This is a genomic window from Pseudomonas sp. S44, from assembly GCF_016624805.1.
GTDB classification, from domain to species: Bacteria; Pseudomonadota; Gammaproteobacteria; order Pseudomonadales; family Pseudomonadaceae; genus Aquipseudomonas; species Aquipseudomonas machongensis.
This window is the reverse complement of sequence record NZ_JACVTY010000001.1, coordinates 566,067-587,766: the sequence shown is the minus strand read 5'-3', so window position 1 is coordinate 587,766 and position 21,700 is coordinate 566,067. Positions and strand designations below refer to the sequence as shown.

The 21,700-nt window shown below is 58.1% G+C and carries 18 protein-coding genes; 15 read left to right on the top strand and 3 right to left on the bottom strand.

Annotated elements, in window-relative coordinates; genetic code table 11:
• Positions 1-21: 21 nt before the first annotated feature.
• A complete protein-coding gene (locus IAE40_RS02540; protein ID WP_063544656.1) occupies positions 22-513 on the bottom strand; it encodes a DUF1543 domain-containing protein in 492 nt (163 codons plus the stop codon).
• Between the two features lie 1,187 nt (positions 514-1,700).
• On the opposite strand from IAE40_RS02540, the gene IAE40_RS02535 reads away from it, so the two are divergent.
• The 12 genes from IAE40_RS02535 to IAE40_RS02480 all read left to right on the top strand — a co-directional run bounded on the left by IAE40_RS02535 (position 1,701) and on the right by IAE40_RS02480 (position 14,820).
• Positions 1,701-3,107, top strand: a complete 1,407-nt coding sequence (locus tag IAE40_RS02535; RefSeq protein WP_200602589.1) for a YadA family autotransporter adhesin — start codon at positions 1,701-1,703, stop codon at positions 3,105-3,107.
• Positions 3,108-3,184: 77 nt separating this feature from the next.
• The gene (cprA, locus tag IAE40_RS02530) at positions 3,185-4,336 is read left to right on the top strand and encodes a cationic peptide resistance protein CprA (RefSeq protein WP_442797090.1); all 1,152 of its coding nucleotides are present in this window, start codon (positions 3,185-3,187) and stop codon (positions 4,334-4,336) included.
• 139 nt (positions 4,337-4,475) lie between these two features.
• Positions 4,476-5,168 carry a response regulator transcription factor gene (locus IAE40_RS02525; protein WP_200602587.1) on the top strand — a complete coding sequence of 231 codons (693 nt, stop codon included), beginning with the start codon at positions 4,476-4,478 and terminating at the stop codon, positions 5,166-5,168.
• Between the two features lie 23 nt (positions 5,169-5,191).
• The gene (locus tag IAE40_RS02520) at positions 5,192-7,525 is read left to right on the top strand and encodes an ATP-binding protein (RefSeq protein WP_325167263.1); all 2,334 of its coding nucleotides are present in this window, start codon (positions 5,192-5,194) and stop codon (positions 7,523-7,525) included.
• Positions 7,526-7,644: 119 nt separating this feature from the next.
• Positions 7,645-7,878 carry a hypothetical protein gene (locus tag IAE40_RS02515; RefSeq protein WP_200602585.1) on the top strand — a complete coding sequence of 78 codons (234 nt, stop codon included), beginning with the start codon at positions 7,645-7,647 and terminating at the stop codon, positions 7,876-7,878.
• Between the two features lie 27 nt (positions 7,879-7,905).
• Positions 7,906-9,096, top strand: coding sequence for an aspartyl protease family protein (locus tag IAE40_RS02510; protein ID WP_200602584.1), 1,191 nt, complete (start codon positions 7,906-7,908; stop codon positions 9,094-9,096).
• A 232-nt stretch (positions 9,097-9,328) separates the two neighbouring features.
• On the top strand, positions 9,329-10,270 hold the full coding sequence (gene dsdC / locus IAE40_RS02505; RefSeq protein ID WP_200602583.1) for a DNA-binding transcriptional regulator DsdC: 942 nt from the start codon (positions 9,329-9,331) through the stop codon (positions 10,268-10,270).
• Between the two features lie 49 nt (positions 10,271-10,319).
• The gene (locus IAE40_RS02500) at positions 10,320-10,808 is read left to right on the top strand and encodes an OmpA family protein (RefSeq protein WP_200602582.1); all 489 of its coding nucleotides are present in this window, start codon (positions 10,320-10,322) and stop codon (positions 10,806-10,808) included.
• A complete protein-coding gene (locus IAE40_RS02495) occupies positions 10,805-11,263 on the top strand; it encodes a peptidoglycan-binding domain-containing protein (RefSeq protein WP_054894665.1) in 459 nt (152 codons plus the stop codon). Before IAE40_RS02500 ends, IAE40_RS02495 begins: the two co-directional genes overlap by 4 nt.
• Complete coding sequence (locus IAE40_RS02490) at positions 11,260-12,963, top strand: peptidoglycan D,D-transpeptidase FtsI family protein (RefSeq protein WP_200602581.1); 1,704 nt, start codon at positions 11,260-11,262, stop codon at positions 12,961-12,963. Before IAE40_RS02495 ends, IAE40_RS02490 begins: the two co-directional genes overlap by 4 nt.
• A gap of 33 nt (positions 12,964-12,996) precedes the next feature.
• Positions 12,997-13,950: a retropepsin-like aspartic protease gene (locus IAE40_RS02485; protein ID WP_200602580.1), complete on the top strand. Its 954-nt coding sequence runs from the start codon at positions 12,997-12,999 to the stop codon at positions 13,948-13,950.
• Positions 13,951-14,136: 186 nt separating this feature from the next.
• Positions 14,137-14,820 (top strand): glycosyltransferase family 25 protein, encoded by a 684-nt coding sequence (locus tag IAE40_RS02480; RefSeq protein ID WP_200602579.1) that lies wholly within the window; start codon positions 14,137-14,139, stop codon positions 14,818-14,820.
• Between the two features lie 55 nt (positions 14,821-14,875).
• On the opposite strand, the gene IAE40_RS02475 is transcribed toward IAE40_RS02480, so the two are convergent.
• Both IAE40_RS02475 and IAE40_RS02470 read right to left on the bottom strand, forming a co-directional pair.
• Positions 14,876-15,664, bottom strand: a complete 789-nt coding sequence (locus IAE40_RS02475; RefSeq protein WP_112898087.1) for an OmpA family protein — start codon at positions 15,662-15,664, stop codon at positions 14,876-14,878.
• Positions 15,665-15,703: 39 nt separating this feature from the next.
• Positions 15,704-16,087: a DUF4398 domain-containing protein gene (locus IAE40_RS02470; RefSeq protein WP_200602578.1), complete on the bottom strand. Its 384-nt coding sequence runs from the start codon at positions 16,085-16,087 to the stop codon at positions 15,704-15,706.
• A 284-nt stretch (positions 16,088-16,371) separates the two neighbouring features.
• Here IAE40_RS02470 and IAE40_RS02465 point away from each other — a divergent pair, with 284 nt between their 5' ends.
• The 3 genes from IAE40_RS02465 to IAE40_RS02455 all read left to right on the top strand — a co-directional run bounded on the left by IAE40_RS02465 (position 16,372) and on the right by IAE40_RS02455 (position 21,555).
• Entirely contained in the window at positions 16,372-17,565 is a 1,194-nt protein-coding gene (locus IAE40_RS02465; RefSeq protein WP_200602577.1) for a D-alanyl-D-alanine carboxypeptidase family protein, read from the top strand.
• Positions 17,566-17,814: 249 nt separating this feature from the next.
• The gene (locus IAE40_RS02460; protein WP_200602648.1) at positions 17,815-18,468 is read left to right on the top strand and encodes a glycosyltransferase family 25 protein; all 654 of its coding nucleotides are present in this window, start codon (positions 17,815-17,817) and stop codon (positions 18,466-18,468) included.
• 168 nt (positions 18,469-18,636) lie between these two features.
• The gene (locus IAE40_RS02455; protein WP_200602576.1) at positions 18,637-21,555 is read left to right on the top strand and encodes a S8 family serine peptidase; all 2,919 of its coding nucleotides are present in this window, start codon (positions 18,637-18,639) and stop codon (positions 21,553-21,555) included.
• The last annotated feature ends 145 nt before the right edge of the window (positions 21,556-21,700 follow it).

The following is a 21,700-nucleotide window of genomic DNA, read 5'->3' as shown; positions in this document are numbered from 1 at the left end:
GTTTCGGTCGACCACCGTCGCTCAGATGACGATGTAGTCGCTGCGCTGCAGCGTGCCTCGATGTTCGCCCTCGACCAGGTGCACGTAGCGACCGTCGACCAGGTCCACCGGCAGGCAGTCGTCGACATCCACCACTGTGTCGGTATGCGGCTTCAGCCAACCGGCTGCCATGCGTCGCTTGCCAATCTGCTTGGCGGCGGCCTTGTCGGTAGCCGTGACCAGCAAGTAGCGGTGATCCTCGCCAAACACGCCAGGTGCGTAGCCTCCCAGGTTCAGCAAGAACAAGCGCATGGCGCCGGGCGGTGGTGCGGCGTGGCCGAGCTCGACGCGATAGCCATCCACACCGTGGACTTCCAGCCAGGAATCGATGTGCAAGCCTTTAGGGCTACCGAACCAGGCGCTGCGCAGCTGCGGGTAGGTCTGGTCGAGCGTGTCGGCGTGGGCGAAGACCACGTCGTGGACTTCGATGCTGGCTCGAGGATGTCTTCCTCCGAGCATGACTACGTAGAGCATGGGTGAGCCTGTGGTGAGGGTCAGGGGGCATATGGTGGCATAGCGTGTGGTTGAGTGCTCGGCGGCGTGTCGGCATTGTGCCGCTGCTCATGCGCACGAGGGTTTGTCTGATAGTTAAATAGGCTTTTTCTTAGTTTTTAGGAATCCTCCGATATTTCCGCCCGGGTATTTACTGGAAGATAGCGCTCGTGTTCAGGGGGTGGGTGCTTCTGGGTTCTATAAGTGCGCACTGAGCGTGTGACGAAACTTATGGACATGCCAAGGACTTGCGTCAGCTCGGAAGGGCTCGCTCTTTGAAGAAAGCGCCTGATGGATGCGGGTGCTGGGTGCATTAATGCCCAGGGATGGGCATTTTCTTTATGAAAGCCTTTAATTTCGCCCATCGGTACACAGTCACTGTTCGAGTTGCTCGCGCGACTTGAAGGTATCTCGATGCATTCGTTTTTTTCGGCCGCTGAAGTGCGGGTAGTTCATCCGGGCGCTGATATTGCATTTTGAGCTTCCAGGCGATTTTTCGTCACTGGATTGGATGCCTGTGCGCGAAGAGCGGCTCCCTATCACAAGCAGGTCGAGGTGATGATCTCGATTGATTATTGGATTGAAGGGGTTGGCGGTTGGTCATGAAGTCGAAAATGAATATCAAGTTTGCGCCGGGCAGGCAGCGGTGGATGGGTGGTGTGTTGGTCTCGTGTGTGTTGGGAATGGGAGGCTCGCCAGTGGCATGGGCTGTACAAGTTGCCGATGTAAAGGGGCCAGCGCCGACGGCTGTGGATGATGCACGCCTTGATGCCAATATCAAGGTAGTGACCGAAAAATGGGAAAAGATTAACGCAGAGATTCGCAAGGTCTTTCCGCTGCCTGGCAGTGAGCCTGGTGCTTTTACAGCTATGGTCGGCTCGTTAGATAAAGGCGATGGCACATTCGTTACGACGCGCAATCTGTTTGAACGTCGCGTACAAGACGCGAGTAAGGTGGCCGACTATCTCGGAGTTGAGGGCTTGGCTGACGGTGTTGAGAGGGGAATCAAGGGGTTCACTGACGGTGTTGAGAGGTTAGCTGACGGTTTTGAGAAGTTCTATGAAAAGACCGATGCTAATAACAAGTTAATTGCCGACTCGCTGGGTGGTGGTGCAAAGATTCCTTCGGTCAAGACGCAGGACGCTCGCAGTGCTCCGGTCTTTACTACCGTGGATGTCGATGCAAACGGTAATGCCCAAACTTCAGTCTCGACCAGCAATAACGTAGCCGATGCACTGGTTGCTGTCGGCGAAAGCGTGAAGAACACTGCCAACGCTGCCGTCAAATACGACGACGCCAGTAACAAGGCTCAACTGACCCTCAATCCGGGTGGTCAGGCCGCGCGCCTGTCCAACGTCCAGGCCGGCGCGCTGACTGCCAGCAGTACCGATGCAGTCAACGGCAGCCAGTTGTCGTCCTCGAACGAACGTATCGGTCAGCTCGGCACCCAGGTTGACGAACTGGCCACACGTACCGGCAATGACATCGCTGCGGCCAAGGCCTACACCGACGCCAACGTCGTCACGGTGCGCCAGTCCATCGAGGCGATCCAGGACGTAGCGACCCAGACCGCGCAAGCAGCTGTCAAATATGACGACGCCAGTAACAAGGCGCAGTTGACCCTCAATCCTGGTGGTCAGGCGGCGCGCCTGTCCAACGTCCAGGCCGGCGCACTGACCGCCACCAGCACCGATGCGGTCAATGGCAGCCAGTTGTCGTCCTCGAACGAACGTATCGGTCAGCTTGGCACCCAGGTTGGCGAACTGGCCACACGTACCGGCAATGACATTGCTGCGGCCAAGGCCTACACCGATGCCAACGTCGTCACGGTGCGCCAATCCATCGAGGCGGTGCAGGGCGTTGCGACTCAGACCGCGCAATCGATGAGCAAAGTCAGCGCTGAGGTGGCCAACCTGCAGAAAGGCGTGGGCGGTGCTTTCCAGACCAGCGCCCGCAGCAACCTGCGTCAGCCCCAGGCTTCGGGGAAAGACGCCGTGGCCGGTGGCGGCGCTGCTCAGGCTGCGGGTGACAACAGCGTGGCGATGGGCGCCCGAGCACGTGCCGAAGGCAGTGGCACCACTGCGGTGGGGAGTGATGCCAAGGCCACTGCCAGCAACAGCGTTGCCCTTGGCGCCAACTCGGTTGCCGATCGCAGCAACACGGTCTCTGTGGGGCACGCCGGTGCCGAGCGGCAGATTACCCATGTCGCTGCGGGCAGCAGTGGCACGGATGCCGCCAACATCGCCCAGTTGACTCGCGCCACGGCTGCTGCCACCGAGCAGGCGAATGTCTATACCGACCAGCGTTACGCGCAACTGCACCGCGACCTCAAGCAGCAGGACAGCACACTCAGTGCGGGTATTGCCGGCGCCATGGCGATGGCCAACCTGCCACGGTCGATGGTCGCCGGCGGCAGCATGACCTCCGTGGCGGCGGGCAACTACCGGGGCGAGTCGGCCCTGGCGGTGGGTGTCTCGTACGTCTCGCCCAGCGGTCGTTGGTCGACGAACTTCAGCGGGTCCACCAACACCCGTAACGACGCTGGTGCTGCAGTGGGCGTCGGTTATCAGTGGTAATTCGTTTCGATCAACGTAGAACCGCGAGGTGGGCGTGTGTAATCGCCTGCCTCGCCGATGGTTAGGAGTGTATGAACATGCAGATCGATGCTATAGCGAAAACGCGGGCTGCCATCAGTGAACGCCTGTTGATCACAGGTGCAACCGGATTTCTCGGTGGTTCGCTGGCCGCTCAGCTGATCGCATACGGCTACGTCAGCCAATTGTGCTTCCTGGTTCGGGCAAGTAGCCCGGAGCAGGGATTGGAGCGTGTGCGTACCAATCTGAGCTTGCACGGTGTAGGTGAAGTCGGGCGGATGTCGCTCAACGCCAATCAGGTCATTTGTGGAGACCTGCTGGATACCTCCTGGCTCGAGCCTGAGTCAGCAAGGTTGATGACGATCGATCGGGTCATCAACTGCGCGGCCGTGGCATCTTTTTCGAATAATCCGAACATCTGGCCGGTGAACGTGGAAGGCACCTTTGCCTTTGCCAAGGCGATGAGTCGCATGCCGCGCCTGAAGCGCTTCGTGCATGTCGGCACGGCGATGAGCTGCGGCCCTGATCGCGATTCGCTGGTCAGCGAATCCTGGCGTTTTCCGCAGGCCGAGGCACAACTGGTGCCCTATACCGCTTCGAAGGCCGAAATCGAGCGACGCATGCGCCAGGAGTTGCCTGATCTACCCCTGGTCGTGGCCAGGCCTTCGATCGTGGTCGGGCACCGCACCCTGGGATGCCAGCCGTCGGGCAGCATCTTCTGGATGTTCCGCATGGGGCTGGCCCTGGAAAGCTTCACCTGTGATCTGGAAGAGAAGATCGATGTGATCCCGGTCGACTACTGCGCCGATGCGCTGATCAATCTTGCACTCAAGCGCCATCTGCGGCATGACCTCTATCATATCTCCGCAGGCCGGGACGCTGCCTGCACGTTTTCCGATATAGACAAGGCCTATGCTGCTGCCTGCACGACGCAGCCGGTGAGCGAGCGCTACCAGAAAGTGGGTGTCGAGGATCTGCCGGCGCTGGCGGCCGACTTCGAGTCTCGCATCGGGCCAGGCAACCCCCGTCTGATCATGCGCGCTTTGCGCCTGTACAGTGGTTTCGCCAATCTCAACTACGTGTTCGACAACAGCCGTTTGCTGGATGAAGGCATCTCACCGCCGCCGCGTTTTACCGACTATCTTGAAGCCTGTGTTCGAACGTCCAGAGGCGTCGCGATCACGCAGCAGATGCAGTGGGACTTCAAGTGAAGAACTGCGCAGTATTGGCGTATGGCCAGTATTTCAGTCAGGATTGCCTGGCAATGGCTGAGCGCTTGCCTGGCGCTCGCTCAGGTGTGGTGCCCAAGCATCGGGATGCAAACAGGTGCCAATCATAGATGGAGCTGACATGAGCGCTGATTCCACCGTCATACGTGTTGCCGTGCTCGATGATCACGCCGTGGTGCGCTGTGGGGTGGTCGCGCGCATCGGCGAGGAGCCGGATATCCAAGTCGTGGGCAGCTACGCCTCCAGCCTGGAGATGATTACCGGCTTGCGCACTGCGCCTGCGGATGTGTTGCTGGTCGATTACACCCTCAGCCCGAACGAGCTCGATGGCGTTTCACTGATCCGCGCCCTCATGGCCAGGTTTCCCGCTAGTGCGGTACTGATCTTCTCTTCGCACTATGAGCCTGCGATCGTAAGCCTGGCCATGCGTGTGGGCGCCTGCGGGTTCGTCGGCAAAACCCAGGACATGGCGCATATGATCAGCGGCATCCGCACCGTCGCCAGAGGCAAAACCTACATCGACCCGGATATGGCCTACCGCTTGGTGGAGGTCAGCGTCAATTCGGCCCTGCAGCGAGCACCGACGCCCGCGGTGGAATGCAGTGCGGTGCGAGTCGAGGGGGTGCGGCTGTCAGCCAAGGAAAGCGAGGTCATTCGGTGTTTTCTTGCAGGCCTTACGGTCAGTGAGATCGCCCGCAAGTTCCAACGCAGTGAAAAGACCATCAGCACCCAGAAATGGTCGGCCTTCCGCAAGCTGGGCGTGACTTCGGATGCCGAGCTGTTCAACCTCAAGCATCAGTCGGGTGCCTTTTGAGGTGTCTGGCGCTGCTCAGCTTGGTGATTCTGGCGAGCTTGGCACCGCCAGTGGCCGCGCAGAAATTCAGGCTGAGTGAGGAGGAGCGGGCCTGGATTCAGGCCAACCCAGTAGTCAGGGTTGCAGCCGACCGCCACTGGATGCCGATCGAGTACATGGAAGATGGGGAAATCAAGGGGTTGGCGGGAGAGTTGCTCGCCTTCATCGAACAGAACACGGGGCTGCACTTCGTCCCGGTACCAAGTGGTGACTGGTCCACCGTGGCCGGCCTGCTCGAACGGCGTGAAGTGGATTTGGTGTCGTCGCTAGTGCGTGATTTTGCCCAGCCGGCTTTTGCCGCACTGGTCAGCGAAACTCGTACGTACTACATCGGCATTACCTTCATTGTCGCGCTCGAAGACAATTCGATGGTCTTCGATGTCAAGCAACTCGAAGGGCGAGTGGTCGCGGTCAAGGGCGGTGGTGAATACGAGGCCAGGGTCCGCGCGCTATATCCGGGAATAACCATACTGGCGACCCGCACCCCCGAAGACGCCCTGATCGCAGTGATAGAGGGACGGGCCGATGCGGCCATGGGCGTGGGGCAGACGATGCTGCCTTACCTGCGCAGGAAGTACGGTGGGTTGCTGCAGGTATCAGGCGGTATCGCCAGCCTTCCGATAGAGCTGACGATGGGGGTCCGTCGCGACCTGGTGATTCTTCACGGGATCATCGACAAGGCGCTCGCTTCGGTCAGTGCCGAGCGCGCCTATGAAATGCAGGAGCGCAGCTTCGATTACGCTACCTACGGTGCGCCGACGCTCAGGGTGATGTTCAGCTATTACGGGCCAATCCTGGGAATGCTTGTCGTCAGCCTTCTGCTGATCCTCTTCTTCGCCTTGCATGCCCGTAAGGAACGGCGCGAGGCGATCCGCAGTGAAAGTGAGAAAAAGATGTTCATTGCAGTACTGACGCATGAAATACGTACACCGATGAACGCCATCATTGCGTCCATCGAGTTGCTGGGGCGCGGCGAAGAGCTTTCAGCCGAATCGCGCCGTCTGCTGGACCTGGCCAGAAGCGGGTCGGAAAACTTGCTGTATCTGCTCAATGATGTGCTTGACGTTTCAAAGCTGGAAGCTGGGCGCCTGCAGCTTGACCCTGCGCCGGTGGACGTCATGCGCCTGATAGGTTCGGTGGTCGACTTGCTCGCTGTAAAGGCGCGTGAGCAAGGGCTGACGCTGGAGTTGGTACAGGCATCTGACATCCAGCAGTGGCTGATGCTGGACAAGGTACGCATGGAGCAGATTCTGCAGAACCTGATCAGTAATGCGATCAAATTCACGGCGGCCGGTGGCGTGAAGGTGACGGTCGGGCTGAATACCGAGGCTTCATCACCGGGGATGGGCGAGTTGCGGATCCAGGTCATCGATACGGGTATCGGCATCGATTCCCATAGTCTGGAAAAACTGTTCGAACCCTACACACAAGCCTCGGGTTCCGCCAGCCACCGCTCTGGGGGTACCGGACTGGGTCTGTTGATCTGCCGCCAACTGTGCGAGCTGATGGGCGGGTCGATCGGGCTGTCGAGCGAGCCTGGCAAGGGCACAGTGGCCACGGTGGTGATCCCCTGTGAGCTTCATGAGCCCGCAACGCATCATGCTGCACAAACAGTTCCCGAAGCAGGCGCATTCGAAATGCGTCAAGTCGAGCAGGCTTTGCAAGTTCTGCTGGTGGAGGACACGCCCGCCAACCAGATCGTGTTGCAAGCACAGCTGGAAGTTCTGGGTTGTCACTCGATGCTTGCACAAACCGGGGGCGATGCGTTGCTGGCACTTGAGCAGAACCGCTTCGATATCGTGCTGCTCGATTGCCAACTGCCGGACATCACCGGCTACGAGGTAGCTCGTCGCTGGCGACAGGCAGAGGTGGTGAACGGCGCGACGCCAACACCTATCGTCGCAGTGTCGGCGCAGAACGACGCGGCACATACCATCGCCTGTTTCGACGCGGGGATGAATGGCGTGCTGGGCAAGCCGATAAGGCTGGGCAAGCTCAGGGACACGCTCGCGCTCTGGGCTGACATGCACATCGCCGAAGCGTTCGAGGACGCTCTGTCGGCCGGTACTCTGCAGGCAGCAGCCGATTCGCTGCAGATCGACGTGGACGCACTGGATGCGGCGATCGAGGGCCACGACAAGGAAGCAGCGCTTTATCGCGCTCATCGATTGCTTGGTGCCTGTGCGGTACTCGGTTACCCCAGGATGATTCTTTGTCTTAAAGATCTTCAGTCTCATGTGCAAGTAGAGCGTTTCGAGCAGGCCGGCAATGACGTGATGCAGCTTCGCAAGGTACTGGCGGAAAAGATCGCCCGCTGACACTTTCAAAAAACAATACACCGTTCCAACCCATCGCGGATTTGACGCTGGCCATTATTGGCCGGGCGAGCGCGTGCGCGCGCTATTTGATTAACTGAGTGTACGAAAAGAGGTCATTGATGAAGATCACAGTTTCCAAGGGGATGGCGATTGCACTCGTGGCATTGTGCAGTGGTTGTAAAACACTGGATCAACGATTGGATGAATGCCAGGCCCACGGTGTAAGCCGGGATGTTTGTTATCAAGCCGAGCGTGATGACATGCGCAGTGAGCGCGAACATGCCGGTGAACGGTTCGACCGTTCGGTACGGGATGCGGAGAACGCCAAGAAACGCCGCAAGCACTCAAACTAATCCAACCATTTGTCGGGGCAACGCAACGTGATCTGGTATAAAAAACTCTTTCTGTTTACAAGTGCACTGATCTTCTTGCTGCTCTGCACGGAATGGTTGCACTTCTCGCACCCTGATCAAGGCGTGCCGTCATCAAGCGATAGTTACGATCAGCCATTCGAGACTGCGCCCCTGGTCAGCGTGCAGATTGCCGGCAAGTATTACAACTTTCTCCTCGACAGCGGCGCCTCGGTGGTGCTCCTGGATAGGCAGTTGGCTCGTCAAGTTACAGTGCCATTGGACACCCGTAAACTTGTCGACAAGACCGTGTATCAGGACCTCCCCAAGCTTCAGGGTACCCGCGGCTCGGTGGATCCTGCCCGGTTCGATCTTGTCGAGCCTGTCGCTCTGAAACTAGGGCCATTCTCGCTGGTAGGCCAGGATGTCTGGGTGGCTACGGACCTATCCTCGCTCAGTGAGGCGATTGGCGTGCAGGTCAGCGGGCTACTGGGTGTAGACACGTTCAGGCAGTTCAGTTGGGAGGTATCCAACGAAAAAAAGGTCATCCAGATTACTCAGCGTCCGCTTGAAGTGGCTGCGTTCGATGAGTGCATCGGCTACTCCGACCAGTTCGGTTCTCAGCCAGGAATTCTGTTGGGTATGGGCGAGCAGCAGGTCTTCATGCCTTTCGATACCGGCGCGTCGACGAGCTATATCGCCAAGGAACTTATCGATCACCTGAGCACCGAGAAGGGCGCTCTCCAGGTAAACCCGGGTATGGACGTTGTCGTCAACGCCGACGGTGTCGCAGAAGTGTCGCGTTATGTGGTCAATGCCGTCACCCTCAAAAACCAGCCGCTGGGCATGATGGAGGTGCACGAAACGCCAGAGCGATACGGCGCCGGTATGGATGTATTGAGTCGATTCAGTCGTTATGCCTTCATTCCTTCGAAGATGATGTTTTGCTACAGCGGGCTTAAGCCGGTTGATCCCTTGCCCCTGGTCTACCGTGATGTGCGGATAAAAGCCCGAGAGGGACAGATTACGCTTGATTACAACACGCTTGAGCAGTTGAGGGAGTCGGGACTGCTCAACGGTGATGTGATCAAGCAGATCAATGGTCATGCTTATCCGCCACGTCAAATAGAGGCGGTGAGAACTCTATTGAAGACGACCCCGCCCGGGAAACTCAAGTTGCACATTCTTCGTAATCATCAGGTTGTGCAGATCGACTTATAACGCCTGGGCGTGTGGGCATTGGCAGGACAACTGAAAATTCTTTAACAGTTACCTGACCACGGATCATTTGCCCATGTAATACGTGAGTGTTTACCGTGGGGCGTGTGCAATCCCGAACCCGGTGACGCAGTCCGCCCCGAGGAGACAGTAACCAGGTGCGGCACCGATAATAACGTCGGTGAGTTATTACCAGCGCAGTGTCGCGCAACAGTCAATGAGTCGTGAGCGGTTAATGAATTACCTTATTCGAAAAGATACTGGTTTACCAAGGGTACAGGGTGCACACCTGGCCAATCTCCATACCTTTCTGATTGCCGCCCGGCACCTGAGTTTTTCCAAGGCAGCCGATGAATTGTTCCTGACCGCAAGCGCTGTAAGCCATCGGATTGCCCGACTGGAAGAAGGGCTGAAGCTGAAGCTGTTTCATCGGTTGCCCCGCCAGGTAAGCCTGACGGCCGACGGCGAGCGGTTCTACCAGATCATGCAGAACACCATGGATGCGCTCGACCAGGCCATGCAGTCACGCGCCGATGAACAGGTGCGTGGGCAACTGAGCCTGTATGTGCGTCCTTCCATCGTGCAGTGCTGGCTGATCCCAAGGCTCGCGGGCTTCGTAGAGCAATACCCTGATGTGCAGCTGGATATCCGCGTGGGTAACGAGCGGGTCGACTATCGCACCCGCAGCGTCGATCTCGTGCTGTGTTACTCCGACGGTGATTACCCAGGGCTTGTGAGCAGCCGAATCATGGCCGAGCGCATCGCGCCGGTCTGCAGCCCCGAATATGCCCGACGTCATGGCCTGGATGGGCGGATGGACGAACTGCAGCGCTGCACCCTGATCCATGACTGCGCCGCCTGGCACAACTCGTCTTTCGACGCCGAGTGGCAACTGTGGCTCAAGGCGGTGGGCAGCGAGGCCCCGTTGAGCTCGCGGTTCCTGACTTTCGACCGTTCCGACCTGTGCATGCTCGCGGCAATCAATCACGCGGGTGTAGCGGTAGGCCGCGAACAGTTGGTCAAGGCCGCTTTGTCCCGCGGTGAACTGATAGCGCCCTGGGGCAGTTTCCAGCCGGCCAACGATTACGCCTACTACTTGGTGCATCCACCCTTGGATCCGCTGCCAAGGCGCATGGAAGTGCTGGTCGACTGGTTGAAGCAGCATGCCTTTGCGTGAGTGGCCAGCCGAACCTTTCCTCGAATTCGATCCAGACGGAGGTAGACCCATGGCTTCAGAAAATATCCTGGCACTTGCGCTGGTCGTGGCGAGCCTTTCGGTCATGTCCGGGCAATCTGCGCCCAAGTCCTCCGCACTTCATGCAGGTGACAAGCCTCGTGCAGCTACCGACGTGGTGGAAGGGGGAGATCACTTTCTGTACTTCGAGTCCGACCAGGCCACTTTGAGCCAGGACGATCTGTACGACCTGCAAGCCTTGGGTTGGCAACTGGCGCAAAACCCAGGTCAGCGGGTGTGCATCAGAGGCCACGCCGATCAGTTCGAGCAGTACGAGCCCAGCGTGGCGATATCGCGTGCCAGGGTGCAGATGGTCAGGTATGTCTTGCTCAAGCAGGGGGTGCAGGCTCAGCAGATCGTCACACGGGCGGTCGGTAATCGCCTGCCTATCGAAACCCGGCCAGATGAGCGTCACCAGCAGGTAAACAGACGTGTGGGCGTGACGTGGTCCGAACCGGGCCGGGGAGTGGCATGCCAATGAGACCGGTTGTCACTGCGGGGTCGGCGTGCACCGGGCTGTTGATCCTTGTACTCATGTACACCGTGGTCGTGTCGCTGCGTCAGGCCGTCATGCCAGAGCAGGACGCTGCCGGTCCCGGGCTGAAAGAGCAGGCCCCTGCGTTGAGCGAGGTCTGCGAGCGCCTGGACGGGCATGCCTTTGCAGCGTTGGGTACACGGGTGACGCGCGATCTGCAACGTATGCTCGCCGAGCAAGGCTACTATCGGCAGCCGCTCGATGGGTGTGTCGGCAGTGCAACGCAACAAGCGCTCTACCGCTATCAGCGTGACAACGGTTTGGCCGCCACGGGTGCAATCAATGCACCTACCCTGACTCATCTGGGGATCCCGGTACCTGCGTGGTTGTTGCACCACAAGGAAGCGCCCGCCACGCCGGATAGCGCTCAGTCGCTCAGCAGCAGCTCGACAACGCCATGAGACCTGCGCAAGCTTCGAGCCCCTGGCGGTTCCGCGTTGCGGTCGCGTTGGTGGTGCTGCTGTCGGCAGTCTTGTGCGTCAGGCTGTTCCAGTTACAGGTCTCGGGCAGCGCCTTCCTGATCCAGCAGGGCGACTCCAGAAGCCTGCGGCATCTCCAGTTGCCGGCGTCCAGAGGCGTGATCACCGATCGCAGGGACCAGCCGCTAGCGGTCAGCACGCAGGTCACCACGCTCTGGGCGGACCCGCGGATGCTGCAATCGCAGCGTACACGCTGGCCGGAACTCGCCAGGCTGTTGGACATGGACCCGGCGAAGCTGAACCGGCAGTTGGACGACAATGCAAAAAAGGCGTTCGTCTACTTGCGCAGACGCCTGCCTCCTGATGAGGCCCAGCGACTACTGGACAGCCTGAAGAACGCGGGCATTCAGGGTGTCGCCGGGCTGGAAGAGTCCCAGCGCTTCTATCCGGCCGGCGCGACAGCCGCGCACATCACCGGCTTCACCGATGATAACGATCAGGGCATCGAAGGTGTCGAGCTGGCATTCGATAGCGCGCTTCAAGGCGTGCCAGGCATCCGCCAGGTGATCAAGGACCGCAAGGGCAATCTCAGTAGCGATCTTGGTACCGTACGTCCCGCGCGGCCTGGCCAGACGCTGAAGCTATCGATCGACATGCGTCTGCAGTATTGGGCCTTTCGCGAACTCAAGCGTGGAATCGAACAAGAGGCCGCAATGGCCGGCTCCGCTGTGGTAATGGACATCCGCTCCGGTGAGTTGCTGGCGCTGGTGAGCTTGCCGACCTACAACCCGAACAATCGCGCATCGTTGCCCCGTGAGGCCATGCGCAATCGTGCACTGACCGATGTCTTCGAGCCGGCGTCGTCGGTAAAGCCATTCGCCATGGCGGCAGCGCTCGAAAGTGGCCGCTGGAAGCCTACGGATACCGTGGACGTAGGTGACGGTACGCTCAAGATCGGCCGTTATACCGTGCGCGATGTATCAAGAAGGCAGGGCAGGGTCCTGGGCTTGAGCGATGTCTTGTTGCGCTCGAGCAACGTCGGCATGAGCAAGATCGCCTTCGATATCGGTGGAGAGCGGGTCCATTCCTTGCTGAACAGGGTCGGCTTTGGCGTCGATACGCAATTGGGTTTTCCGGGCGAACGGGCCGGAGTCCTGCCTGCGTATCGGGTCTGGAACCCTGCAGAAACCGCCACGCTGTCTTATGGCTATGGCCTGTCGGTCACCGCGGTCCAGCTGGCGAGGGCATACGCAACGCTGGCCAACGAAGGGCAGTTGGTGGAACCGACGCTTGTGGCCCGGCAGCCATCGCAGGGCAGTGAGCAAGTGTTACCTGCCGATGTGGCCAAAGCGATCACCCAGATGCTGACGCGGGTGGTGGAGGCCAATGGTGGCACCTTTCGCGCGCGAGTCCCTGGCTATCAGGTAGCCGGAAAGAGCGGCACCGCCCGGAAGACCGCCGCCGATGCTCGTGGCTATCGAGCCAATGCCTACCAAGGCATCTTCGCCGGATTCGCTCCGGCAAGTGCACCTCGCTTCGTGGTGGTCGTGGTCATCGACGAACCCAGCAAGCGTGGCTATTACGGTGGCCTGGTGGCGGCTCCCGTATTCAGCCGGATCATGGCCGCGGCGCTGCGGTTGAACAATGTCCCTGGCGATGGCTTGCGGCCAGCGGTGCAGTAATGAAGCCCAATCATGTACTCAACGGAGGTAACCATGCCGACGATCGCCCCTGGCGGCAGCGTCAAGACCATCTTCCTGCTTGCTCTGCTCGCATTCATGGCGACAGGCTGCAACCAGCCCGGCGACTCGCGTGACCGGGTAGATCTGGCGCTCAAGCCTGTGTTGAAGGTCGAGACCCGGAACGGCCTGGTCGTGCCAGTGACCATCGGCGGTCAACGTTACAGATTCCTGCTGGCGACGGGTTCGAATTTCACCATCCTCGACCAGCGGCTTGCAGATGACGTGGTCTTGGCTATGGCCCCGAGCGAGATACCGGAAATCTACCGTGAGGGCGTAACGACCATCAGAGCCACTCTCGGTAGCGACCGGCTTGGCGTCGCTCATCCCTTGCCATTGCAGATTGGTACGCAGACGGTCATTGGAAGTGATCCGTGGCTGACCTTGGATCTTTCTGCCTATGAGCCGATCATGGGCGTGCGAATCGATGGTCTTCTGGGGATGGATACCTTCAGGCGTTTCAACTGGATCGTCGACAACCTCGAGCAGACGTTGCTCATCGCCCAAGGCACGCCGTCGCTCTCCGACTATGACCACTGCAGCGGCTACAGCGACAGTCACGGCAACTCCCCGACGCTCTGGTTCAACTATTCAGGACAACCTGTACCGCTGCAATTGAACACGCTTCTCGAGGAAAACTCGCTGCCGGAGCAAGCGGCTGAAAAGCTCAGGAGCCTGGGTGGCCGGGTGACGGATCTAGCCATCGAAGGCGGGATGACCGTACCTCTGAATGCCAAACTCTGGGCGGACTTTCGGGTGGACGGGCTGGAGATGGACGACTGGCCCGTGGGTGAGGTGCTCTTCGCCACCTCTACCGATGACGAACAGGGGGTCGGCATGGACTTTCTGGCGCGGTTCGATCGCTATGCCTTGCTGCCGTCCGACATGCTGTTCTGCTTCAACACACGCGCTACCGCTCGACGGTTGTAGATATCGATAGAGCAGCCTATCCACGGTGCATGCTCTGCGCGCATTGCGCCCTGATTATTCACGCTCTTTTCGGAGGCATCCTAAATACAGGATGCCTTGATGTTTCAGAAAATCGACGAACCCAGATTCGGCGTTCAGCGCGTCGCCGTTTATTCATGATGTGCGCGATATCAGGAAGTAACCGCTATGTTCAAAACTACGGACCTCGGCAACTTGGAAGTCGATGGGGTTTTCTGTATCAGTATCCGGGAGCGTTCAGATCGTCGGTCGCTCTTCAACAGCGAGTTTGCCTGCAGCCAATTACCTATCGAATTCCTGCTGGTAGAACGTGACAGTGAATGCCCGGAACGAGGCTGTTTCACTTCTCATGCAGCCTGCGCCCAGTTAGCGTTGAAGCGGGGTTACCAGCGAGTGCTTATTCTGGAAGACGATGCGACGCTGGTGCCGTTCAAGTTGACTCAGGTGTCCCAAATAAACGCGTTCCTGAGCCGCCATGAGCCAGAACTTTTCTACTTGGGCGCCAACCTTGGCAAGGTCTGGCTTACCTGGTGCCGGGGAATCGCACGGGTCCGTGCCAAGGGGACACATGCGTACATCTTGTCCCGCGCGGGTTGTGAGCGCCTGGTGAGTCATGCCCCCTATGCGGGGGAGGCGATTGACAAGGTTTTCTCGAAGGGATTCAAGGCGTTCATGGCGTTCCCGATGTTAAGTCAGCAGCAGTCAGAAAACCTGGCCCCCAGCGACATCGTCACCTCTCGCTCACTGGATGGAACCTATCCCGACGACGCCTTCTGGAAAGCCAACTGGCGAAAGCAATACATCCAGGTGCTTAAGAATATCGGCAAGACGCTGCTGTATCGGGATATGTAGGCCAATGGCCCAGGCGCTGTCGACGACAGCGCCTGGGCCATTATTGGGCTGGCTTTCAGAAGTGCGTAGGTGAAAGGTGGCGAGCCTTGACTGGTTGGTCGTCATTGGAAATGGTGACTTCCACGCGACGGTTTTGCGCACGGCCAGTGCTATCGGCGTTGTCCGCCACCGGGAAATCCTCACCGTAACCCCTGACCACAATGCGCCGTGGGTCGACCCCTGCGCGCACCAAGGCTGCCTGGACGCTGGTGGCCCGGCGATCGGAGAGCTTCAGGTTGTAAGGCGCAGGGCCTTTGCTGTCGGTGAAGCCTTCAACGATCACCTTGCGCTCGGGATTTTCATTCAGGTACTGCGCGAGACGCTCGATGTTGGCGTGGGCACTGGTCCTGAGCGAAGCTTTGTCGAAGGCGAACAACACATCACCGAAGGTGACCACGGTGCCGCGTGCTGTCTGCTTGGCATTGAGACTTTCGCGCAGCTTTCGAATCTGCGCCTCGCGGGCTTCGAGTTTGGCCTGAGCACGCAGGGCGCTGGCATTCCTCAGGTCTGCTTCGGCAACACGCAGTGTCACTGTCTGCCTTGCAACCTCTACCCGCTGGTTACCCAGATAGGCCAGGTGACTGACTTTCTGTTCGTCTTCTCCATCGAGGTAGGCCAGGTCAGCCTGGTCCAGAGCTTGCTCGGCCTCCTTGGTCTCGACGGCGGCAACCTGGCTTGCCTGCGGATCGCTCTGCAGTGTGGCGAGGTTCACGCGTGCCTGCTCCAATTGAGCGTTGGGCGCGTGCGAGCAGCCAGCGATAGCGCCCAGTGTCAGCAGGGCGGGGATCAAGATGGTCTTTTGCATGAATGCAGTTCCTTTCAAACACAATAGATAGGGCGCTGTTTAACGGGCGCTGCGCATGGCCTCGCCGAGGACGTCCTGGGCACCGCGCTTGGCGTCACTTGCCGCCTTCACAGCCTTGGCGGCCTGGGCTTTGCGCTCTGCTACCCTGGCGTCCCATTCAGCTTGCTCGGCAAGCCTGCGGGCCTCGCTGTTGTCAGCAGCGTGCATGGCGATTGCGGCCTGCTTGAGCTTGTCCTGGGCCGCGCGCATCTCGATGGCGGCAAACTCGGTACCCCCTGCGCCGACGGCGGCGTCCACCTGGGACTGGGCGACAGCGTACTGGGCGCTCGGTGAGTCGCTGGCGCAACCTGTGAGCAGGGCGCAATATCCCAATGCCAATATCAATGTGCGCTGCCTTCCGATAAGTACATAGGGCTTTATCATGGCGAATTATTCCTTTACGAGAGTTCAATGTGTGCAGAGGAATCATGCGTGCCGTAAGTTGTAGTTGTTCGGGATTGCTGAAGTTCATCTTGCGCAAAAACTATAAGTACTGCGCGTTAGCGGGTAAATACGTGATATTTGCTCATGTTTGGCGTGATGGTGGTTAAGGCGTTATCGGATGCGCAGGCATCACGCTATCGATGATGAGCGATCATTTGGCAAATTACTGTTGTTTGGGTTTTTATCGGGTGCATCCATGCCCTGTTCGATAATCTGGAGACCTGATGAAGTCTTGCGTGACACCCACGGCGCGTTTTCGCAACCACCTGAGTATGGCCGCCTGCAGCGCCACGCTGTTGATCCTGAGTCAGGCGGTACTTGCCGGCGGCGCTAATGTGTCTGCAAAGGCTTATGTATTGATTGACCCCGATGCGAAACAGGTGCTCGCGCAAAAAGACGGGAATCGGCGATTCGAACCCGCCTCCACCACCAAATTGATGACGGCGCTGCTGGTATTCAAGGCGTTGCGTGCCCAGCACATCGACCTGCAGCAAAAGGTGTTCATCAGTGGTTGTGCCTGGAAACAATCGGGCACGACCATGTACCTTCACGCCGGCATGGAGGTCACCTTGGACGATCTGATCAAAGGCCTTCTGGTGCAATCAGGCAACGACGCGGCCTATGTATTGGCTGAGGTGGTGGGCGGTACTGTCGATCAGTTCGTGATCATGATGAATGCCGAGGCGCAACGCCTGGGTATGCTCGATACCCATTTCATGAACCCTGCTGGCCTGCCTGAAGAGGGCCACCTCAGCAGCGCCGTCGACCTGGGTGCCTTGGCGCTGACGTTGGTGAACGGATTTCCTGAATATGCGCACTATTTCGCGATCAAGGAATATCACTATCCCGGAACGCCGACGGCCAATCGCAAGAATCGTAATCCATTGCTGTTCAGCGATCCGAGCGTGACGGGCATGAAGACGGGCTACACAGCGGCAGCAGGTTACTGTCTGGTGGCGACTGCACAGCGGCGAGTCGATGCCACGCATGAGCGCGGCATGCTGCTGGTGCTGCTGGGGGCCGAGAATGAAAAGCGCAGGGCCGAAGAGGCGGCGGGCCTGATCAGGTGGGGCTATCGCGCCTTCGAGCAGGTGCAGGCAGAGCAAGCCGTGACATCTTTCGATCCCATCAAGGTCTGGAAGGGCATGACCAGTCACGTGGAAATGGGATTGCAGGCGCCGGTCACGCTTTCAGTACCTACCGGACAGCAGGCGGGCCTGAGGAGCGAGGTGGAGTATTTCGAGCCGATCATCGCGCCGGTCGAGCAGGGTCAGCAGGTAGGCGTGGTGCGTTGGAGTCTGCTGGGCGGCCTGATCAGAGCCGAGCCGATCATCGCGCAGCATGCCGTACCCGAGGGCGGATGGTTGAGCCGGACTTGGGGGAGCCTGTGCCTTTGGTTGCGCGGCTTGTTGGAGTGAGGCTCGTGGAATGTTGTTAATGCCGGGGTCGTGTACGCGACGGGTCACCGTAGGCGAGGCGTGATCTGCCCCAATGCTGTAAGGCAACTCGTTGGTGTTTCGCAGCTAATACTCATGTTTTCGACCTGGCGGCCTCGGCTATACGGACGGCGCTAGCTTGAGCGAGGGGCGATATAAGAATCCTCCTATATATTGGAGGGTGGGTGCAGCTCCAATATTTCCAGCCAGTTGAGTCGGGTGGTTGGAATGCTGAGTAAAATTAAATTTGATGTTGACGCTGTTTATTGCATTTCGCTCGATGTGCGAAGCGACAGGCGAGAGTTATTCAGGCGCGGGATCGGTGAGCGACTCGGCCAGCAAGTGATCTTCCACATCGCGCAAAAGGACAGCAACCCACAGCGCGGCTGTTATTTGTCTCATCAGAGACTTGCCCAACAAGCGCTCGATGAAGGTCTCGACAGGATTCTCATCTTTGAGGATGACGCGAAATCCTACGACTTCAAGGCGGGTCGTGTCGCGTGGATAAATCGTTTCATGCGCACGCGACGCTTCGAATCCTTGCACCTGGGTTACAGCATGGGTCGAACGTGGCTGACGTGGTGCCCCTTCATCGCGAGAGGGCGCGTAGTCGCTCTTCATGCCTATGTGCTTTCGCGAGCGGGCTGTGAGATTTTGGCAAAAACTCCCTATGACGGTGTCCCTGTGGACGTGATGTTCAAACAGCGGATCCGGCAACACTGCGTATTTCCGATGATGTTCCGTCAGCATTCCGCTACCCAGGCGAGCAGTGACATCGAGGGCGTGATCAAAAACGAAGACGAATGGTGGGAAAACAATTGGCGAAAGCACTGGCGTTCGCCCATTAAAAACTTCTGGCGCACACTATTGCGGCTTGACTTTTAAGTCGGGTGACGTTGCGTGGATGTCGACAAGCGGCGGTATTTCGGAAATCTCGCTGGCACCGTATTCAACTTGGCAGGGTCATGACTACCTGGCCAGACATGGGCATTTTCGGAAGTAATGCTGGCGCCACTCTTGACTTGATTTTCTATACTTTCGTGAGAACGTACAATGAAGCCGTCCCTGAGAAGATGCACCCTCAACACAAAATCGTTAACGCAGTTCGCCTTGGCCCCCCTGCTGGCCGCATTACCGAGCCACGCAAATGCAGCGAATAACTATAGTGGGTGGGAGCAGGATTATGTTGGCGTACCTGCTGCTCGCGACCTAAAGCTTTTCGGCCGCGGAGTCGACGTAGGTGTCATTGATCGCGGGTTTCTTCCGCAGCACCCTGCTTTTTTCGGGCTGGATATTCGACCACTGATCAACCGTACCATCATCAATGACATGGCGTTTGACTCGGATCTCTCAATTCCGAAGTTTGGTACAGACAAGAAAACCGGACTGCCCACGATTGAAAGTCATGGGGCGAGTGTTAGTGGAATTATCGCATCGCGCACAGAAAGCCTTGGTGAGTTCACATTTGTAGGTGGCGTTGCGCCTGAGTCTCGACTATTCCAAACAGAGGTGGGAGAAGTGGATGAAGACGAGGATGAGTCGGATGACAATGCAGAAGAACCCCCATCCTCCTTGCTGACGCCCGGAAAAGAGGAATACTTTTACGGCGCACTGTCCACACTTCAGCAGAAGGCACCCTCGATTAGAATAATCAGCAATAGTTATAATGATGACCCTATTGGCGAGACGCCCGAATCGGTCGATCTGGCGTACTCAAGAATAGACCCCGCCGCTAAGCACCCCTTCATTGACGAACTCGTCAGTGGCGTGAAAAGTGGGCGCCTATTCACATTCGCTGCAGGTAACGAAAGTAACGTTCAACCTGGGTTGCTCGCGACATTGCCTCGATATAGGCCAGAGCTGGAGAGTGGCTTTCTGAGCGTGGTTGCAGTTGGGGCAGACGGAAGGTTGACGGACTATTCAAATGAGTGCGGTGTTTCAAGAGGCTGGTGCTTGGCAGCTCCAGGCGACCTGTATGTGGTGGGCGCGAGCGTGAGCGGCGAGCGTGATGTCGAGTATGTTTATGAGCCGAGTAGTGGAACCTCTTTTTCAACTCCGCTGGTGAGTTCAGGTGCAGCATTGATTGCTGAGCGGTTTCCTTATCTGAGTATGGCGCAGGTAAGAATGACGTTGCTGACGACGGCGTCGGATCTTGGCAGTCCTGGTGTAGACAACGAATTCGGTTGGGGGCTTTTAAACCTGGGAAAAGCAATCAAGGGGCCCGCGATGCTTTTTGCCGATCAAACCGTGACGATGAACCCTAGCGCGCTTCGCTGGAGTAATCGTGATGTCTGGAGTAACGACATAACGTCTGGTGGCACGCTTACCAAAAGCGGTGCAGGTGCTTTGACCCTTGCAGGCAACAACCGTTTTTCTGGTGTAGCTGTAGAGCAGGGCGAGTTGGCGCTTGACGGTACCAACCAGTTCTCTACAACCAGTCATGTTCGCAGTGGGCGGCTGGTCGTGAATGGGGCGTTGACGGGCCCAGGACTGACGGTCGCTGAAAGTGGTGAATTGCGCGGCAGGGGCCAGGTGAATGCACCTACCAGATTGGAGGGTACGCTCGTAGTGGAACGAGAGGTCAGCGCACTATCCTTCACTCGCTCGCTGGAACTGTCGACTACCAGTACCCTCAGGACCACGGACAGTCAAAATGCGGCAATCCGCCTTGAAGGGCCAGCGGCATTCGCTAATCTCGGCGGTCGAATTCAGCTCACCGCTGGGCCTACCCATAGCGTTGGAACCGTACAACCGCTCATCGTTGCGAGCCAAGGTGCAGGTTACGGCGCAGGCTTCGATAGCTTGCAACAAGCCCCGGGACTCGCCGAGCGAGGCATGCGATATGACCTGAGATTCCGCCAGCACGCTGTCGATTTGATTTTGGCATCGACAGAGCTGCCCGGCCAAAAAGACTTGAGAGGAAATACGGCGAGAACTGCAAGTGCGCTAAACGCGTTACGAGATCGACCTATCGCGCTGCGTGCGGGGGATTATAACGAATGGCTTCAAAGCACTTTATCGAGAGGCTATCTCGACGACCTGCCTCGCAACGCGGGGGGTCAGGTCTATGCCGACAGTTTAGCGTACTTGAGTCGGCAACCTATCGCAGTAAGCAATGCAATGTCTTCCGAACTTTCCAATGTCTCTCCTGGCCAGACGACTCGATTGTGGATGCAAGGCCTCACCTCTGGACAGCGCAATGAGGGTGGCTCGAGTGCCAGTAACAGCAGGGAGCGAAGCGACGGCGTCGCAATTGGCATCATCCAAAAATTCGATGAGCGAAATCAAGGTGGGGCTACGTTAGCCCAGACCAAAGGGCGCGTGAGCAGCGCTGGTGGAAAAGTTGAATTTGATATCACTCAGCTTTCTGTCGGTTTCATTCATGCTTTCGACAGCCTGCAGCAAGGCCCCTACCTGAGCGGTATCCTCGGGGCCGGTTATTTTGATGCTAAGAGTAAAAGGGATCTGACCGGATTCACGAGTGCAAAAGGGGACAGCAATGGCCAGCTCTATCATGCGAGCATCAACGTTGGGTACCAGCAGCGGTATGCAGACTGGCGTATCGAGCCCAGGGTCGGGTTGGTGGCAACACATACACAATGGAGCGATAGGCGAGAAAAGAACAGCGAGCTGGCGCTGGGCGTGAACAAAGCGAGTAAGGATGCTACCTTCGCTACCGTTGAACTGAGTATTGGGCGCGGCATACCCATGGGCAGTTGGTCAGTCGAGCCTGAGCTTAACCTTGGCTACCACCGTTCTTTGAGTTCACGAGGGGCAAGCAGCACCGCTACCCTTGAAGGCATTGAGGTGAAACAGAACTCGGCCGAACAGTCTCGCGACCTTTTAAGTGCAGGCTTGGCCGTGCGTGCGCGTCACGGAAGTGTACACGCGAGTTTGGCGCTCAAAGAAACCCTCGGAGAAAAGATCGGAAACAGTGCTGGAGCTACGCTTAAATTAAGTTACGAGTTCTGATGCAAGATATATCGTTCTTGACGTGCGCTTCAACTGCTCGTGCGGCTTTTGGAGGGCATGATATACATATTGATGATGTGCTCTCGGTTATCGGGGGTGCTGTAGTATGTGACTAAAACAACTTCCTTTAGTGATCGGTGCGAGT

Coding starts and splice junctions, on each gene's coding strand:
- IAE40_RS02540 (WP_063544656.1), bottom strand. CDS start 513: ATGCTCTACGTAGTCATGCTCGGAGGAAGACATCCTCGAGCCAGCATC.
- cprA (WP_442797090.1), top strand. CDS start 3,185: ATGCAGATCGATGCTATAGCGAAAACGCGGGCTGCCATCAGTGAACGC.
- IAE40_RS02525 (WP_200602587.1), top strand. CDS start 4,476: ATGAGCGCTGATTCCACCGTCATACGTGTTGCCGTGCTCGATGATCAC.
- IAE40_RS02515 (WP_200602585.1), top strand. CDS start 7,645: ATGAAGATCACAGTTTCCAAGGGGATGGCGATTGCACTCGTGGCATTG.
- dsdC (WP_200602583.1), top strand. CDS start 9,329: ATGAATTACCTTATTCGAAAAGATACTGGTTTACCAAGGGTACAGGGT.
- IAE40_RS02500 (WP_200602582.1), top strand. CDS start 10,320: ATGGCTTCAGAAAATATCCTGGCACTTGCGCTGGTCGTGGCGAGCCTT.
- IAE40_RS02495 (WP_054894665.1), top strand. CDS start 10,805: ATGAGACCGGTTGTCACTGCGGGGTCGGCGTGCACCGGGCTGTTGATC.
- IAE40_RS02490 (WP_200602581.1), top strand. CDS start 11,260: ATGAGACCTGCGCAAGCTTCGAGCCCCTGGCGGTTCCGCGTTGCGGTC.
- IAE40_RS02485 (WP_200602580.1), top strand. CDS start 12,997: ATGCCGACGATCGCCCCTGGCGGCAGCGTCAAGACCATCTTCCTGCTT.
- IAE40_RS02480 (WP_200602579.1), top strand. CDS start 14,137: ATGTTCAAAACTACGGACCTCGGCAACTTGGAAGTCGATGGGGTTTTC.
- IAE40_RS02475 (WP_112898087.1), bottom strand. CDS start 15,664: ATGCAAAAGACCATCTTGATCCCCGCCCTGCTGACACTGGGCGCTATC.
- IAE40_RS02470 (WP_200602578.1), bottom strand. CDS start 16,087: ATGATAAAGCCCTATGTACTTATCGGAAGGCAGCGCACATTGATATTG.
- IAE40_RS02465 (WP_200602577.1), top strand. CDS start 16,372: ATGAAGTCTTGCGTGACACCCACGGCGCGTTTTCGCAACCACCTGAGT.
- IAE40_RS02455 (WP_200602576.1), top strand. CDS start 18,637: ATGAAGCCGTCCCTGAGAAGATGCACCCTCAACACAAAATCGTTAACG.